Annotated in this window: 14 protein-coding genes and 3 pseudogenes; 8 read left to right on the plus strand and 9 right to left on the minus strand. The window is 40.1% G+C overall.

Translation table 11 applies throughout. The annotated features are described in order from the left end of the window. Window positions 1-167 precede the first annotated feature (167 nt). The 6 genes from hppD to fahA all read right to left on the minus strand — a co-directional run bounded on the left by hppD (window position 168) and on the right by fahA (window position 5,447). Window positions 168-1,229 (minus strand): 4-hydroxyphenylpyruvate dioxygenase, encoded by a 1,062-nt coding sequence (gene hppD / locus F994_RS15540; RefSeq protein ID WP_004651550.1) that lies wholly within the window; start codon window positions 1,227-1,229, stop codon window positions 168-170. A gap of 274 nt (window positions 1,230-1,503) precedes the next feature. Next, complete coding sequence (locus F994_RS15545) at window positions 1,504-2,160, minus strand: CoA transferase subunit B (RefSeq protein WP_004651551.1); 657 nt, start codon at window positions 2,158-2,160, stop codon at window positions 1,504-1,506. Between the two features lie 3 nt (window positions 2,161-2,163). After that, window positions 2,164-2,865, minus strand: coding sequence for a CoA transferase subunit A (locus F994_RS15550; RefSeq protein ID WP_004651552.1), 702 nt, complete (start codon window positions 2,863-2,865; stop codon window positions 2,164-2,166). A gap of 31 nt (window positions 2,866-2,896) precedes the next feature. Beyond that, window positions 2,897-3,472 (minus strand): VOC family protein, encoded by a 576-nt coding sequence (locus F994_RS15555; RefSeq protein ID WP_004651554.1) that lies wholly within the window; start codon window positions 3,470-3,472, stop codon window positions 2,897-2,899. A gap of 21 nt (window positions 3,473-3,493) precedes the next feature. Next, entirely contained in the window at window positions 3,494-4,144 is a 651-nt protein-coding gene (gene maiA / locus F994_RS15560; protein WP_004651555.1) for a maleylacetoacetate isomerase, read from the minus strand. Next, window positions 4,131-5,447: a fumarylacetoacetase gene (fahA, locus tag F994_RS15565; RefSeq protein WP_004651556.1), complete on the minus strand. Its 1,317-nt coding sequence runs from the start codon at window positions 5,445-5,447 to the stop codon at window positions 4,131-4,133. The genes maiA and fahA overlap by 14 nt, the downstream gene beginning before the upstream one ends. A gap of 245 nt (window positions 5,448-5,692) precedes the next feature. On the opposite strand from fahA, the gene F994_RS15570 reads away from it, so the two are divergent. Beyond that, a complete protein-coding gene (locus F994_RS15570) occupies window positions 5,693-6,472 on the plus strand; it encodes an IclR family transcriptional regulator (RefSeq protein WP_004651557.1) in 780 nt (259 codons plus the stop codon). Between the two features lie 264 nt (window positions 6,473-6,736). Continuing rightward, window positions 6,737-7,294 (plus strand): lipocalin family protein, encoded by a 558-nt coding sequence (locus tag F994_RS15575; protein ID WP_004651559.1) that lies wholly within the window; start codon window positions 6,737-6,739, stop codon window positions 7,292-7,294. Window positions 7,295-7,414: 120 nt separating this feature from the next. On the opposite strand, the pseudogene F994_RS17900 reads toward F994_RS15575, so the two are convergent. Both F994_RS17900 and F994_RS15580 read right to left on the minus strand, forming a co-directional pair. After that, window positions 7,415-7,578 (minus strand): annotated as a pseudogene (locus F994_RS17900) (Fic family protein); the annotation flags it as partial. A 40-nt stretch (window positions 7,579-7,618) separates the two neighbouring features. Continuing rightward, the gene (locus tag F994_RS15580) at window positions 7,619-9,022 is read right to left on the minus strand and encodes an LLM class flavin-dependent oxidoreductase (protein ID WP_004651560.1); all 1,404 of its coding nucleotides are present in this window, start codon (window positions 9,020-9,022) and stop codon (window positions 7,619-7,621) included. Between the two features lie 456 nt (window positions 9,023-9,478). On the opposite strand from F994_RS15580, the gene F994_RS15585 reads away from it, so the two are divergent. Further along, window positions 9,479-10,729: an SfnB family sulfur acquisition oxidoreductase gene (locus tag F994_RS15585; protein ID WP_004651561.1), complete on the plus strand. Its 1,251-nt coding sequence runs from the start codon at window positions 9,479-9,481 to the stop codon at window positions 10,727-10,729. A gap of 12 nt (window positions 10,730-10,741) precedes the next feature. Further along, the gene (locus F994_RS15590; protein ID WP_004651562.1) at window positions 10,742-11,998 is read left to right on the plus strand and encodes an acyl-CoA dehydrogenase family protein; all 1,257 of its coding nucleotides are present in this window, start codon (window positions 10,742-10,744) and stop codon (window positions 11,996-11,998) included. Between the two features lie 562 nt (window positions 11,999-12,560). Here the strand turns inward: F994_RS15590 and F994_RS15595 are convergent. After that, a complete protein-coding gene (locus tag F994_RS15595; RefSeq protein ID WP_004651563.1) occupies window positions 12,561-13,166 on the minus strand; it encodes an HvfX family Cu-binding RiPP maturation protein in 606 nt (201 codons plus the stop codon). Between the two features lie 162 nt (window positions 13,167-13,328). Between F994_RS15595 and F994_RS15600 the strand changes: the two are divergent. The 4 genes and pseudogenes from F994_RS15600 to F994_RS15610 form a co-directional block, all read left to right on the plus strand. After that, window positions 13,329-13,652: pseudogene (locus F994_RS15600) on the plus strand (HvfA family oxazolone/thioamide-modified RiPP metallophore); the annotation flags it as partial. Window positions 13,653-13,655: 3 nt separating this feature from the next. Next, a pseudogene (locus F994_RS18060) lies at window positions 13,656-13,718 on the plus strand (HvfA family oxazolone/thioamide-modified RiPP metallophore); the annotation flags it as partial. A 68-nt stretch (window positions 13,719-13,786) separates the two neighbouring features. After that, complete coding sequence (locus F994_RS15605; RefSeq protein WP_004651565.1) at window positions 13,787-14,668, plus strand: HvfB family MNIO-type RiPP peptide maturase; 882 nt, start codon at window positions 13,787-13,789, stop codon at window positions 14,666-14,668. After that, complete coding sequence (locus F994_RS15610; RefSeq protein ID WP_004651567.1) at window positions 14,607-15,344, plus strand: HvfC family RiPP maturation protein; 738 nt, start codon at window positions 14,607-14,609, stop codon at window positions 15,342-15,344. Before F994_RS15605 ends, F994_RS15610 begins: the two co-directional genes overlap by 62 nt. Window positions 15,345-15,357 lie beyond the last annotated feature (13 nt).

Consider the following 15,357-nt stretch of genomic DNA (forward strand, 5'->3'; position numbering starts at 1 on the left):
ATCCATGTTAAGACAGTGCCCTGTATAATGATTCATGCTTTTTTTATTTTTATTCTGTTTAATGATCAGAGCAATATCAGAAATTTTATTAAAATGATTTAAATCGGATATAAATTTCTTATGTACCCATACAGTTGGATACATAAGAAATCATGCTGGCCTAAATGTTAAGCATTCGAAATATCTAAAACACCGCGCTTAATTTGATCGCGCTCTATCGATTCAAATAGGGCTTTGAAGTTGCCTTCACCAAAGCCGTCATCGTCCTTGCGCTGAATAAATTCAAAGAATACAGGGCCGAGCATATTTTCTGAGAAAATTTGCAGCAATAAGCGCTTGTCTTCATTTTGAGTATTGCCATCTAATAAAATGCCGCGTTTCTGCAATTCTTCAGTCGGTTCACCATGGTTGGGCAGGCGTTCTGAAAGCATTTCATAATACGTGTTTGGCGGCGGCGTCATAAATTTAGCGCCCAATGCTTTTAATTTATCCCATGTGCCAATCAGGTCATCGGTAATAAATGCAATATGCTGAATGCCTTCACCATTAAAATCACTTAGGAATTCGGCAATTTGACCATTGCCTTTTTCTGAGTCTTCATTGAGCGGAATACGGATTTTCCCATCTGGCGCAGTTAAAGCTTTTGAGGTTAAGCCAGTATATTCACCTTTAATATCAAAATAGCGAATCTCTTGAAAATTGAAAATCTTTTCATAAAAGTCCGCCCAATACTGCATGCGCCCTCTATAGACATTATGGGTTAAGTGATCGATTTCTTTTAAGCCTGTTCCGACAGGGTGTGAAGCTACGTCATCAAAGAAAATGAAATCACTTTGGTAAATGTCGCGATCGACCAAGTAAATCGGTGATCCTCCAATACCTTTAATTGCAGGAATATTCAATTCCATCGGGCCAATTTTTGAGTAAATAGGTTCTGCGCCCAATTCAATCGCTTTATTAAATGCTTTGGCTGCATCTTTTGTTCGAAAGCCCATTGCGCATGCAGAAGGGCCATGTTCTTTAAAAAAATAAGCGGCTGCTGATTCAGGTTGATAATTGAGAATAATATTAATATTGCCTTGACGCCATAAATACACATTTTTTGATTTATGCTTAGCAACTTTGCTGAAACCTATTGTTTGAAAAATTTCATCCAGTTCCTTGTCTTTAGCGACGAATTCAATAAACTCAAATCCGCACAGTTCCAAAGGGTTGGCTAGCTCATTCATACAACATCCTCATTTTTTAAAGCAATCCTATTGCTTGTTTTTTAAAATTAACTTGCTTTTAAACAGACGGAAAAACCGCATTAAATTACAAAATTTCTATGACAGATCCGTTTGTCTAATCCTGCATTTCCCGTTTTATTTTGACTTCAAGATATAATAAAAAACGGGAAAAATAATTCTTTCTTCATGATAGCAAGGTTTTTAAATTATTCAATGCATAATTTAATTACTTAATGCGTAATTTAATTTAACTAAGAATAATCACCCTGCGAATTTATGAAGCTAAAGCTGCTTCAAGGTCTGTGATTATTAAATCTATGCCTGTCGCTGCTTGAATTTGCTCAAGGCTGACCTCTTTTGCCAGTTCAATTAATTTCACGCCTTCTGCTGTCACATCCATCACACCTAAATCAGTAATCACGCGGTTCACGACACCTTTACCAGTTAAAGGAAGCGTGCATTGACTGACAATTTTTGGGCTGCCATCTTTGGCACAATGCTCCATCAGTATGACAACTTTCTGTACGCCAGCAACCAGATCCATGGCACCGCCCATACCTTTGACTTTCTTCCCCGGAATCATCCAGTTCGCCAAGTCACCCGTTTGGGAGACTTCCATGGCACCTAAAATTGCAATGTTGACATGACCGCCTCGAATCATGGCGAAAGATTCTGAGCTGGAGAAAAATGCAGCGCCTTTGCGGGCAGTGACCGTTTGTTTGCCAGCATTAATCAGGTCGGCATCGACGGTTTCTGCGGTGGGAAATTCATCAATGCCTAATAAGCCATTTTCGGACTGTAGCCAAACGTTGATGCCTTCAGGAATATAGTTTGCGACCAAGGTAGGTAGCCCAATGCCCAAATTGACATAGAAACCATCTTCCAGTTCAAGAGCTGCACGTTGTGCCATTTCATTGCGTGTCCAAGCCATGATTTATGCCTCCGCCTTTAAAGTCATTTGTTCGATGCGTTTTTCAGGCGAACCATTCACCACGATGCGATTGACATAAATACCCGGCAAATGGATATCATCCGGATCAATCTCACCAATTTCAACTAACTGTTCAACTTCCACGACAGTCAATTTTCCTGCCATAGCGCATTCCGGATTAAAGTTGCGCGCAGTTTTGCGGAAGACTAAATTTCCGGCCTTGTCCGCTTTATAGGCTTTGACTAATGCAATATCTGCCGTGAGTGACGACTCCAAAATATACGCCTTGCCGTCAAATTCACGCACTTCTTTGCCTTCGGCAATCAATGTGCCGACTCCCGTTGGGGTGAAAAAGGCTGGAATACCCGTACCACCTGAGCGCAATTTTTCCGCTAATGTTCCCTGTGGGGTGAGTTCGACTTCAAGTTCGCCATTTAAATACTGGCGTTCAAACTCTTTGTTTTCACCGACATAAGATGAAATCATTTTTCTGATTTGCTTGGTTTGCAGTAGTTTACCTAAACCAAAATCATCGACTCCAGCATTATTGGAAATACAGGTTAAACCATTCACACCAGTATTTTTTAGTGCTTCGATGAGCGCCTCAGGAATGCCGCATAAACCAAAACCGCCGATTGCCAGCGTTTGGTGATCCGCAGCGATATCTGCCAAGGCTATATCCGCACTTGCAAAAATTTTATTCATGACTCAAATTCTTCCAATGTGTAGAAAAGGCTTAAGCGTCTATCTTTGCAGCATTGGAATGTTGATCCAATTCAGCTGCATGCAAGAAATGTGTGTGGTCAGGAGCACGTTTGGTTTGTGACCATTGCTCTAGCATTTCATACTTCATTGCTTCGGTAATCATGGCAATTTTGGCAGGGGCCGTTTCATCATCATAAGCCAATTCCAGACGGTGACCATTTGGGTCGAAGAAGTAAATAGAATGGAAAATACCATGATTGGTAACGCCTAAGACATTGTTGCCATTGGCTTCTAAATGCGCTTTTGCTTCCAGCAAGGCTGCGCGGTCTTTCACTTTAAGCGCAATGTGCTGCACCCACTTCGGTGTGTTTTCATCGCGTCCCATTTCTGGCTGAGTCGGTAATTCAAAAAAAGCCAAAACATTGCCATTGCCCGCATCTAAAAATAAATGCATATAGGGATCAAAAGCTTTGGTTGATGGAACATGATCTTCAGCAAAAGCTAAAATGAAATCCATGTTAAGGTTCTTTTTGTACCATTCCACCGTTTCTTTGGCATCTTTGCAGCGGTAAGCGACATGGTGAATTTTTTCGATTTGAATCGCCATATAAATATCCTTATTTAAAATTCAGGTTGCATCGGCTTGCGCTTCAGGCGCAGCGTTTTGGAATGCAGACAGCGTATTGCAATGGGTATAAATGGATTGAATTTTCGGGTAGGCCGATAAATCAATATTGAAACGCAATGCGTTGTAAACTTGTGGAATCAGGCAGCAATCGGCAAAGCTTGCGCTGCTGCCAAAGCAGAATTGTCCATTCGAATGTTTTAACTGCGCCTCTAGGCCTGCAAAGCCCACTTCAACCCAGTGCGTATACCAAGCTGTTTTTTGCTCATCGGAAACCTCTAGCGCGGCGCTTAAATACTGTAAAACACGCAAATTGTTTAATGGATGAATGTCACAAGCAATACTTTGACTAAAGGCACGAATCAGGGCGCGCTGCTGAATGTCTTTGGGGAACAGCGCGGTATCGGTAAATTTTTCGTCTAAATATTCTAAAATGCTTAACGATTGCGTCAGGGTAAAACCTTGTTCAGCGTTAGCTTCTAGCAAAGCAGGCACCAATTCACTTGGGTTAATTTGACGATAGGCAGCACTATGCTGTTCACCGCCATTTTTAAGCAAATGAATTGGAATAACCTCAGCTTCGAGTTTTTTTAAGTTCAGGGCAATACGTACACGGTATGCCGCAGAACTGCGAAAGTAGCTATACAGCTTCACTGAGTTTCTCCTCGGCATGATCCGCTGCGAAGTCAAACTGAACAGCAGGCAGCACTTTGCCGGATACTTCACCAAAGCCAATGCGTAAGCCATCTTTTGCACAATAGCCTTTCATGGTTAAGGTATCGCCATCTTGTATAAAGCTGCGCTGTTCGCCATTGGAAAGGGTCAGTGGCTTGGTATTATTCCAAGTGATTTCGAGCAGTGAACCATAAGATTCAGGCGTAGAACCGGAAATCGTGCCTGAACCCATCAGATCGCCAACTTGCAGATTGCATCCTGCAATGGTGTGATGGGTGAGCTGCTGCGCCATAGACCAGTACATATATTTAAAATTGGTTTGGCTGATCACATCTGCTTGTTCACTGCCTTCGGCCTGAATTTCTACAGAAAGATGAATGTCATAACTGTTACTGGAATGATCTTCACGTAAATAGGCGAGCGGTTGAGGTTCTTGAACAGGAGATTTAGTTTTAAACGGTTCAAGCGCTTCCATGCTCACAATCCATGGAGAGATAGAGGATGCAAAGGTTTTTGCATTGAATGGGCCTAAAGGCACGTATTCCCATTGCTGCAAATCACGCGCGGACCAGTCATTGAGCAATACCATGCCGAAGATGTGATCCCAAGCATTTTCAATTGAGATGGGTTCGCCTAATGTATTGGATTTACCCACAATAAAACCAGTTTCAAGTTCGAAATCCAGCTTGCGGGAGGCTGAGAAAATTGGACGTTCTTCAGCAGGCAGCTTGATTTGACCAGAAGGGCGCACCACATTTGTGCCGCTGACAATAATTGAGCTGGCGCGGCCATTATAGCCAACTGGCAGTTCAGACCAGTTGGCTAATAAGGCATTTTTAGGGTCGCGGAACATGCAGCCGACATTGGTGGCATGTTCTTTAGAAGAATAAAAATCGGTATAACCTGAAATATGGACAGGCAAGTGCAGGCTAACATCTACCTGTTTAAAGAAGACTTGATTGCGCAATTCATGGTTGTCACGCAGTGTTGGGTTATCGGCAGCTAATAGATGCTGCAATTCAGCGCGGATTTTTGACCAATTCTCTTTGCCTGAATCAATAAATTTATTCAGCGTTGGTTGGTTGAAAATGAATTCACTTGAATGAATTTGCAAGAAGCCATTCGCTTCAAGGGCAGCAAGGTCAATTACCCATTCACCAAGTGCCACACCTGCACGGCGTATGCCTTCAGCAGTTTCGCTAAATACGCCATAAGGCAAGTTTTGGATTGGGAAATCCGAATCTTGTGCAACCTCAATAAATGATTTCAATTGGCTTGTCATCTCAGTCTTCCTTGTCTTGAAGTAAAGCAATTTTAATAATTTGGATTTTTTCGATTGATTTAATCATACTTATTTTAAATAATTACGCAATATGTAATTTAATTATATATTTCGTAATTTATTCGGATTTTTAAATTGTTGATGGAAGATGCTATTGCGAAAAGATAAGCCCTCGTTTTTTGTGAGCTTTGAAATCAGCAAGATTCGAGTAGAATGCTAATCATTCAAGTGAGAGTTAATGACAAATGTCAGAAGAAAAAATACAAGCTGGAGTTCAGTCATTAGAAGTGGGGTTAACCGTACTGGATGCGTTAATTGCCAACCGTAAACCGATGATGTTGAAGGAACTTGCCGAAAAGCTGTCGATGCATCCGGCAAAAGTACACCGCTATGTGGTGAGTTTGGTACGCATGAATTATGCCAAGCAAATTGATGATGGACGCTATGATCTAGGGGATCAGGCATGGAGATTGGGGTTAAGCTGCATACAGCGCACCGATGCGATCCAAGCCGCTCAGCCGATGATTAATGAATTGCACCGTAAAATTGATTGTGGCCTGCAAATCAGTAAATGGACCTCGCAAGGGCCTTTAATTGTGCAATGGATTGAGCCGAATCAAGCTGTTTCAGTCATTACCAGAGTAGGGTCAATTATGCCGCTATTGAATTCGGCAACAGGCCGCGCTTATGCGGTCTTTATGGCTGAAGATATTGTACGGCCGTTATTAGAACAGGAATGGCAGCAGAAACAATTACAGCAGCAGCGCGTTTATCCGGCCAATTGGACTGAATTTCTGCAAATGAAACAGAGCTTTATTAAACAAGGCGCAGCGACCGTTTCTGGTGATATGCTGGTGGGTGTAAATGCGATTTGTGTGCCTATTTTTAATGCACAAGGTGAAATTGAATTTTGCATTGCCGCATTAGGCAGCGAAGCACAATTGCCGATTGACCTTGAAAATGAGCGGGTTAAAGCGCTGAAAGAAACAGCGCAGGCTTTAACGCGGTACATTGCTCATCGTTGAATTTGACTTTTACGCTGGTACGCTGGCGCAAATTAGCCACTGCATTTTTTAATATTTTGCATGCGGCACTCTGTCAAATTGAACGGGTATATTTTTAATTTTGGCTTTGCCAAGTAGTTATGTTAATCAAGAAGTGATTTATGAGATAAGTGGTTTTTGAATAGGTTTTGGTTTTTAAAAACCTCATTTTTCCTTCTTTATTCACAGTTTATTCACACTCCTTTGGTGTATTTTGGCAATATGAAATGCATAGAAGGTTATCAAATGAAAACTTTAATCAAAGCTCTTTTCGCTACAGGTTTAATGACCTGCGTCAGTCTAGGCTTTTCTGTGGTAGCTCAAGCAGGAACCATGAAGCCGAAAGCTGTCGAAAAGATTGATGTGCATCAGTACGCAGGAAAATGGTATGAAATTGCGCACATCCCTATGTACTTTCAACGGAATTGTGTCAGCGATACCACTGCTCAATATACAGTCAATTCAGATCAGACCATTGCTGTATTAAATAGCTGTCGTACGGAAAGTGGAAAAATAATTGCTTCACAAGGGCTGGCTTATCCTCAAAATGAAGGAATGAGCAAACTCAAAGTGAGTTTTCTACCTGCTGGTTTGAGATGGCTGCCCTTTACCAAAGGCGATTACTGGGTGTTAAGAGTGGATCCAGAGTATCAGGTGGCGCTCATCGGTGGACCGTCGCATAAATACTTATGGATCTTATCGAAAAAGCCTCATTTAGATGAAGCAATGTATCAATCTTACTTAGAAACTGCACGCCAGTATGGTTATGATTTGTCAAAGCTGATTAAAACACCACAACAGTAATAAGTTACTGTTGAGATAGTCCTGATAATCTTAGTGGATAAGATTACATGAGCTTTAGATAAACTTTATATCGTATTTCCTCGAATGAAAAGTGTAAAAAAGACGAGGTTTCTTTTGGGGATTGGCTTTTAAATTATACCCATCTACGAACTGAGCCATTTTATTTTTGAGTAGGGTGCAATCAGGTGCAGAATTAGTGGCACTCAAAATCAGTAGGTTCTGTTGCCTGTAACGTCCGGCATTATCCTCATATTTTTTATAAACAGTTGATGGATATTCCGGACTTACTATGTTGAAAAGGGTTGTTCTTTTTAGATCAAAGTACTAAGCCTTTTCTGCGACGACTAGAGGTTTAATTTGCTTGGAATGATAGCGGAAACTCGCACCACGGTGATTTTCTGGAAGCAAAGGACCTTGGCCAAACAGCTTTTCACGCAATGTACCAGCAGTATATTCAGTTTGGTAAACACCACGGCGTTGTAGTTCCGGCACGACAAATTCGACCACATCTTCAAAGCTTTTATGTGCAAGAATATACGCCAAGTTAAAACCATCAATCCCAGTTTCTTCAACCCATTCCTGTAAACGGTCAGCGACGGTTGTTGGTGAGCCGATAATTACAGGACCATTGCCTCCAACACTCGTCCAATGAGCAATTTCTTCAATTGTCCAGATTTTATCTGGATCTGCTTCTACATAGGATTGCAGCATAGACTGAATAGCATTGGTTTGAATATATTCTACTTGATCAGTCGGTCTAAATTGTGAAAAATCAACACCCGACCAGCCTGAAGCTAAAGTTAGACCACCATCATAACTGCCGTATTGCTGATATTCCTGAAACTTGGCTTGTGCTTTTTCATCTGTTTCATCAACAACAATGGCCAGCATCGTGTAAATCAGTACAGAATTCGGATCTTTACCTTCTTTAACTAAATTATGGCGAATCCCTGCCACTAATTTTTTTACTGCAATTTTAGTCGGTGCAGAAATAAATACGCATTCAGCATTTTGACTGGCAAATTTTTGCCCACGGCTAGATGCGCCAGCCTGATATAAAACAGGAGTACGCTGCGGTGAAGGTTCACAAATGTGAATGCCCGGTACGCTAAAGTATTGACCTTCGTGATTAATTGGGTGGACTTTAGTATGGTCAGCAAAAATGCCTTTTTCTTTATCACGCAGAACAGCGTCTTTTTCCCAAGAACCTTCCCAAAGTTTGTACAGTACTTCTAAATATTCATCTGCTATGTCGTAGCGGTTGTCATGGCTAACTTGAGTTTTTAAACCTAAGTTCTTAGAACCACTTTCTAAATAAGAGGTCACAATATTCCATCCCGCACGACCTTTGGTTAAGTGATCCAATGTACTCATGCGGCGAGCGAAAGGGTAAGGGTGTTCAAATGAAATGGATGTGGTCACGCCAAAACCTAAATGTTGAGTGACAGCTGCCATAGCGGGAACAATTTGCAGCGGATCATTCACTGGAACTTGAACAGCACCGGTGAGTGCATGTTCTGCGGATTGATGATAGACATCATAAATGCCCAGTACATCGGCAATGAATACACCGTCAAATTTACCACGCTCTAAAATTTGAGCTAAGTCTGTCCAATATGCTAAGTCTTTATATTCAGTCGAACGGTCAAGAGGGTGCCGCCATAAGCCCGGAGACTGATGGGCAATACAGTTCATTTCAAAGGCATTGAAGCGAATTTGTTTAGACATAATAATATTCTGCAATGTATTTTAAATACTTTTCAAATATATTAAGGATAAATGGTCGAAATTTTTAATAATAAAAAGCTTAATCTTTAGCAGATTAGCTGTATATGAAAATAAAATATTTACTTATTAAATTAATAGTCTAAAGAATAATAAATAAAATAGAGAGTTGATTTAGTACAGTTCCATTTAAAATAAAATCGCTAGATGTGGGCGCGTCCAAAAGAATTAAGCAGTTGGATCGCATAACTTGCCTGAACTGTAGTGACCAATAATGGGGGGATTTTCCTTTTTCGATGTTTAGATTGATATTTTTATTTATATTAAAAAATGAAAAACTAAGAATAAATAATCGCTAATATTTTAATTAAAGTGATTTGGTTCGCTTATTAACTTATAAATAAATTTTTAAAATGGTGCTAAGTTAGATTGAATAACAAACAAGCTGAGCATTTTATAATGACATCAAAAATTGAAATAAAATTGAGAGATGCACAAAATATCCCGCGAGATTTTTATCAGCACGATCAATTGGCGCATGTGATTCGCTCAGATGAAGAAGCGATTGAAGTCGCAAAGCAGCTGGCCGTGTCTTTTGCAAAAGAAGCATCTCATCGTGATCATGAACGCCGTTTACCTTTGCAGGAAGTACAGCAGTATTCTGCTTCGGGTTTGTGGGGGATTACGATTCCTAAACAGTTTGGTGGTGCAGGCGTCAGCTATAAAACTTTAGCAGAAGTGGTCAAAATTATTTCCAGTGCCGATTCATCTTTAGGCCAAATTGCGCAGAATCATTGGGCTTTTTTAGAGCATATTCGTTTAGATGCGAGTCCAGAACAACAAGAATTTTTCTTTGAGCAAGTGTTGAAAGGCCAGCGTTTTGGTAATGCTTTCTCAGAAAAAGGCTCAAAAACTGTAGCCGATCTCACCACAAAAATTGAGTTTAGCGATGATCATGCTGTAATTAATGGTCAGAAATTTTTTGCAACAGGTGCTTTATTGGCACATTGGATACCCGTGGTTGCTGTGAGTAATGAAGGTAAACCTTTTGCCGCACTTGTTCCGCAGCACACATCGGGCTTAAGTATTATCAATGACTGGAGCGGTTTTGGTCAGCGTACAACGGTAAGTGGGTCTGTTCTGTTAGATAATGTTCAAGTCGATTTGAAGTTTGTCGTGCCGATTTACCAAGCCTTTGAGCGTCCGACAGTAGCCGGTGCAATTTCACAGTTTATTCAATCTGCGGTCGATGCCGGTATTGCTCGAGGAGCGATTGATGAAACGATTCAATATGTACGTCAGCATGCGCGGCCATGGATTGATTCGGGTTTGGAACACGCTGTACAAGACCCATATACAATTGCCAATATTGGTGAGCTGAAAATTAAGCTACGTGCAGCTGAAGCTGTTTTATCATTGGCTGGTGAAGCTATTGATAAAGCCTTGGAAAATCCAACTGAAGAAACCGTATCAGAAGCCACGTTAATCACAGCTGAATCCAAAGTGTTAACCACTGAAATTGCCTTATTGGCAGCCAATAAACTGTTTGAACTGTCAGGCACACGTTCAACTCTTTCTGAATTAAATCTAGATCGTCATTGGCGTAATGCACGGACACATACTTTGCATGATCCAGTGCGCTGGAAACTGAATATTGTCGGTAATTATTATTTAAATGATGTTCCGCCACCACGTCATGCTTGGAGCTAAAAGGAAAATATTATGACAATTCAAACAAATCAAAATTTATCTTTAGGTTCAAACTACGAACAAGTTGCTGCAAAATTTCGCCCACTTTTTCAACGTATTGAGGCTGGAACATTAGAGCGAGAAAAAAACCGAATTTTGCCGCATGAACAAATTCAATGGCTGAAAGAGGCAGGTTTTGGTGCAGTACGTGTTCCTAAAGCTTTTGGTGGTGAAGGTGTATCACAAAAGCAATTGTTTCAGCTGCTAATTGAGCTGGCAAAGGCCGACTCTAATGTTGTGCAGGCTTTACGCGGGCACTTTGCTTTTGTGGAAGATCGGCTGAATGCACATAAAACTGAAGATCAAACGGTCTGGTTTCAGCGTTTTGTAAAAGGCGATTTGGTCGGTAATGCATGGACTGAAATTGGTAACGTTGAAATTGGTGATGTAGGGACTCGAGTCACTGAAAATAAACAGGGTCAACTGGTGGTGAATGGTCAAAAGTACTACGCGACAGGCACCATTTTTGCTGATTGGATAGACTTGTTTGCCTTAGATGAAACGACCAATCAGCATGTGATTGCTGCGGTTTCTACACAAGCCAATGGCATTCAAATTTCGGATGACTGGGATGGTTTTGGTCAGAGAACTACAGGCAGCGGGACATTGATCATCCAAAATGTAGCAATTAACCGTGACCATATTTTGCCATTTGAAAATCGCTTTAAGTATCAGACCGCATTTTATCAAGTGGTGCATCTAGCAACATTGGCCGGCATTGCACTGAGTGCAGTCGATATTTTTACACAGGAAGTTCGCAAGCGTACTCGTATTTACAGTCATGGCAATGCGCAGTTAGTGCGTGAAGATGCACAAATCTTACAGGTCATTGGTAAAGCATCTGCGCAAGCTTATGCAGCAGAAACGATTGTACTTCGTACAGCAGAGGCTTTAGATGCTGCATATTTCAATCATTTTGAAGGTGATGAAAATGCTGATTTACACGCAAATGATCGTGCTGAACTAGAGTCTTCACAAGGGCAAGTGGTTATTTCTGAGCTGGTATTGAAACTCACAACAGAATTATTTAATGCTTTGGGTGCATCTGCCAGTACGACAGAAAAACAATTAGATCGTTTCTGGAGAAATGCACGAGTCGTTTCATCACATAACCCGCTTATCTATAAAGAAAAGGTTATTGGTGATTGGGAAGTGAATCAAGCACCATTGCCGTACGTTTGGCAAATTGGTAATAGCCCATCAGCGAAACAGCAAGAAATAGCTGCCTAATGAATGCTTAATGACATAGAATAAAACTGCATTTATATGCAGTTTTATTCTATTGAGATAAGACCAGTTGCATAAAATTATCTCGTAATATTTATTCAACAAGATAACTCTTTCATGAATAAGCTTACACTGAACATAATGCTGAATTCCTCATCAGCTATATGATATTGATTTTAGGAATACCTAAAACAATCAGCCTTTATATAGAGATAACTTAAATATTTCTAAATAGAAGTTGAGTTATCTTAGTGGCTAGAAAGTAGATTTTTAAATTCCCAAAATGACTGGATATATTTTAAAACCCTTCCAATACAGCATCAACAACCCATTTTAAAAAGGTTTAGTCTACCTATGTCATCTATTGGCTTAGTACTTCATAGTACGTTAAACAATTTTCAACAGTAATGTCGCAAGGTCGATAGCCTGCTTTAAGGCGTTCTAAACTCATTAATCAGTGGAAAGCATGACCATTATCTTCGTGTATATATAGTTAAATGGATGAATAGCTACAAAGTCAGTGTGAACCTTTGCGGTAGATTCTATTGCATGTAATGTATGCGATTCATTTTTCTAACTTAGATTTAATCCAATAATCTAGACTGATATAACGCCCGCCACCTAAAACAATCAAAGCCAACAGCATGAGCAAATAGGTCACAGCAAATTCAATTCCATTATTTAGGATCACAAATGATCCACTGGACGTGAGCCAGTCATAATTTCCGTAATTTTCTAAAATTTCACGTGCTTTTTCTAATTTTTCAGCAGAAGCAATGACCTGTGCATTTGCAAACGGGGCATTGGGATCGGCAATCGCTTGCCATCCATTGGGTAGATGTACTGTGATAATTGCAACAAGCATGGTTATGATCAGCGGAATGCTGATTAAGCGAGTAAATAAACCGAATGCTAACAAAATTGCACCACTCAGTTCTGCTGATGTTGCTAATGTAGCCATGATCGTTGGAAAAGGTAAGCCTAATCCCCAATCACTATTGCCAAACCACGCCACAGTATCTTGAAAATGCATCAATTTATTTGTGCCTGCCATCCAAAAAATAGGAACCAAATAAAGTCTTAAACCGAGTGCTGCGAGTCCATCGCAATGTCTCAAGATAATGCCTAGATTTTTATACCGTTGTAGCAAAGAATAAATAAAGTTCTTCATGCTAATTTCACACCGAATAGTATTGAATAAGTATTAGTCGGATTAAAATCTAATTTATTACAAGAAAAAAAAGTTTATTTAACTGTAATAATTTGAATAGTTGTTCGTCTAATAACATGTAGCAAACTACAAATCTAAAAATTGATCAAAAGGAAATGAAAAATGAATAAATTAAATTCAATGACATCCATAGCAGCATTATTGGCACTTTCGGTTGCTGGTGTAACAACACAGGCCTCGGCAACACTTATGACGACTGAAACACATGTCAATAAATCTGCTGATGCTAAATGTGGTGAGGCTAAATGCGGAGCAACCAAGAAAGCCGCTGATGCTAAATGTGGTGCAGATAAAAAGGCGGCTGACGCTAAATGTGGTGCGACTAAAAAGGCCGCTGACGCTAAATGCGGTGCAACTAAAAAAGCGGCTGATGCCAAATGTGGTGCAGATAAAAAAGCGGCTGACGCTAAATGCGGAGCAACTAAGAAAGCTGCTGATGCTAAATGTGGTGCAGACAAAAAAGTCGCTGATGGAAAATGTGGCGCCAAGTAATCAATATAGTAATGAATGATGTCGATCAAGCTTAACTTGTCGACATCATTTTAATAAGGAAAAACAATATGGTTCCATTGGCTGGAGTTGGTCTAGGCTTAAGGCGTGAATTTATCGATACGTTTTTAAGTGCAGAAACTTATCCTGATTTTATTGAGATTGCCCCTGAAAACTGGATGGGTTTTGGTGGTCGACATGCGAAGTTATTAGCACAATGTGTTGAGAAAGCCCCCCTATTATGCCATGGACTTTCCTTGTCTATTGGTGGTCCTCATCCACTCAATATCGAATTTATCAAACAGGTCAAAACATTCTTACAGCAATATCAAGTTCCCATTTATTCAGAACATTTAAGTTATACCCATGATGGTGGTTACTTATATGATTTGCTTCCGATTCCCATGACCGAAGCGGCTGTCAAATACGTGGCTGAGCGTATTTTGCGTGTCCAAGATATTTTAGGGCAGCGATTGGTGATTGAGAATGTTTCAACTTATCTGATGCCAAACGCAGAAATGACGGAAGCTGAATTTGTACGAGAAGTGATTGAACAGGCAGACTGTGAATTACTTCTCGATGTAAATAATGTCTATGTGAATAGTATGAATCATGGGAGTGATGGATATGCATTTATTCAAGCTATGCCTAAAGAGCGGATTCGTTATTTACATATCGCGGGTCATGAACAAATAAGTGAAAACTTATTGATAGATACCCACGGAGCAGAAATCTGTGATCCTGTTTGGGAATTATTGCAATACACGTATCAAATTTGCGGAGTAAAACCGACTTTACTTGAAAGGGATTTTAATATTCCATCATGGCAACAATTACAATATGAACTTGCCACTATCAGAAAAATTCAACATCAGGAACAGGAGCGAGGTTATGACGGTAAAGAAAAGCACGTTCCAAATGACTCAGCAGCAGTTTTGTCGTTGGATTCGTGAGCCAGATATAGAGCAAATACCAACATTTCCTCTTGAGCGAATGCAGATCTATCGAGATTTGCTCTTCAATAATGTTTGCTCATTTATAAATTTGGTTTATCCAGTGGCTCGTTCTATTTTACCTGAAGCTCAGTGGCAATCGTTATTGCAAGAGTTTTTCCAAAAAGCAAAATGTCAGTCACCTTTATATAATGATATTTCTCTGCAATTTAGAGAATATTTAGCAGATCATCAGCATCCTATCTTACAAGAATATCCTTGGTTAGAAGAGCTATTGCAGTTTGAATGGCTTGAGTTGTATTTAGATACGGTGGAAATCGAAGAGATTAGATTGACACAAAGTACAACATGGCAGCTAACACGGAAAGTTTGGGTATTAGTTTATCAATATCCCGTTTATCGTTGGACAACCGCGACCACATTTGCCCAAATTGAACCAATACCAAGCGCTATTATGGTTTGGAGGAATGATCAGGATAAGGTTTGTGTAGAAAGTTTATCGCCTTTATGTGCCATGTTAATTGAGCAACTAAGTTTTAAACAGTACTCAGAAATAGAGCTTTATGACTTAATACAATCGGTCGTTCCTGATTTATCTGAACAGGAAACACATGTGCAACTCGATGAGTTAAAAGCATTATTAATTCTGTTACGATTATTAAAGATCCCTCAATAAAAATGATAAGGAA

Source organism: Acinetobacter bohemicus ANC 3994, from assembly GCF_000367925.1.
Taxonomy (GTDB): domain Bacteria; phylum Pseudomonadota; class Gammaproteobacteria; order Pseudomonadales; family Moraxellaceae; genus Acinetobacter; species Acinetobacter bohemicus.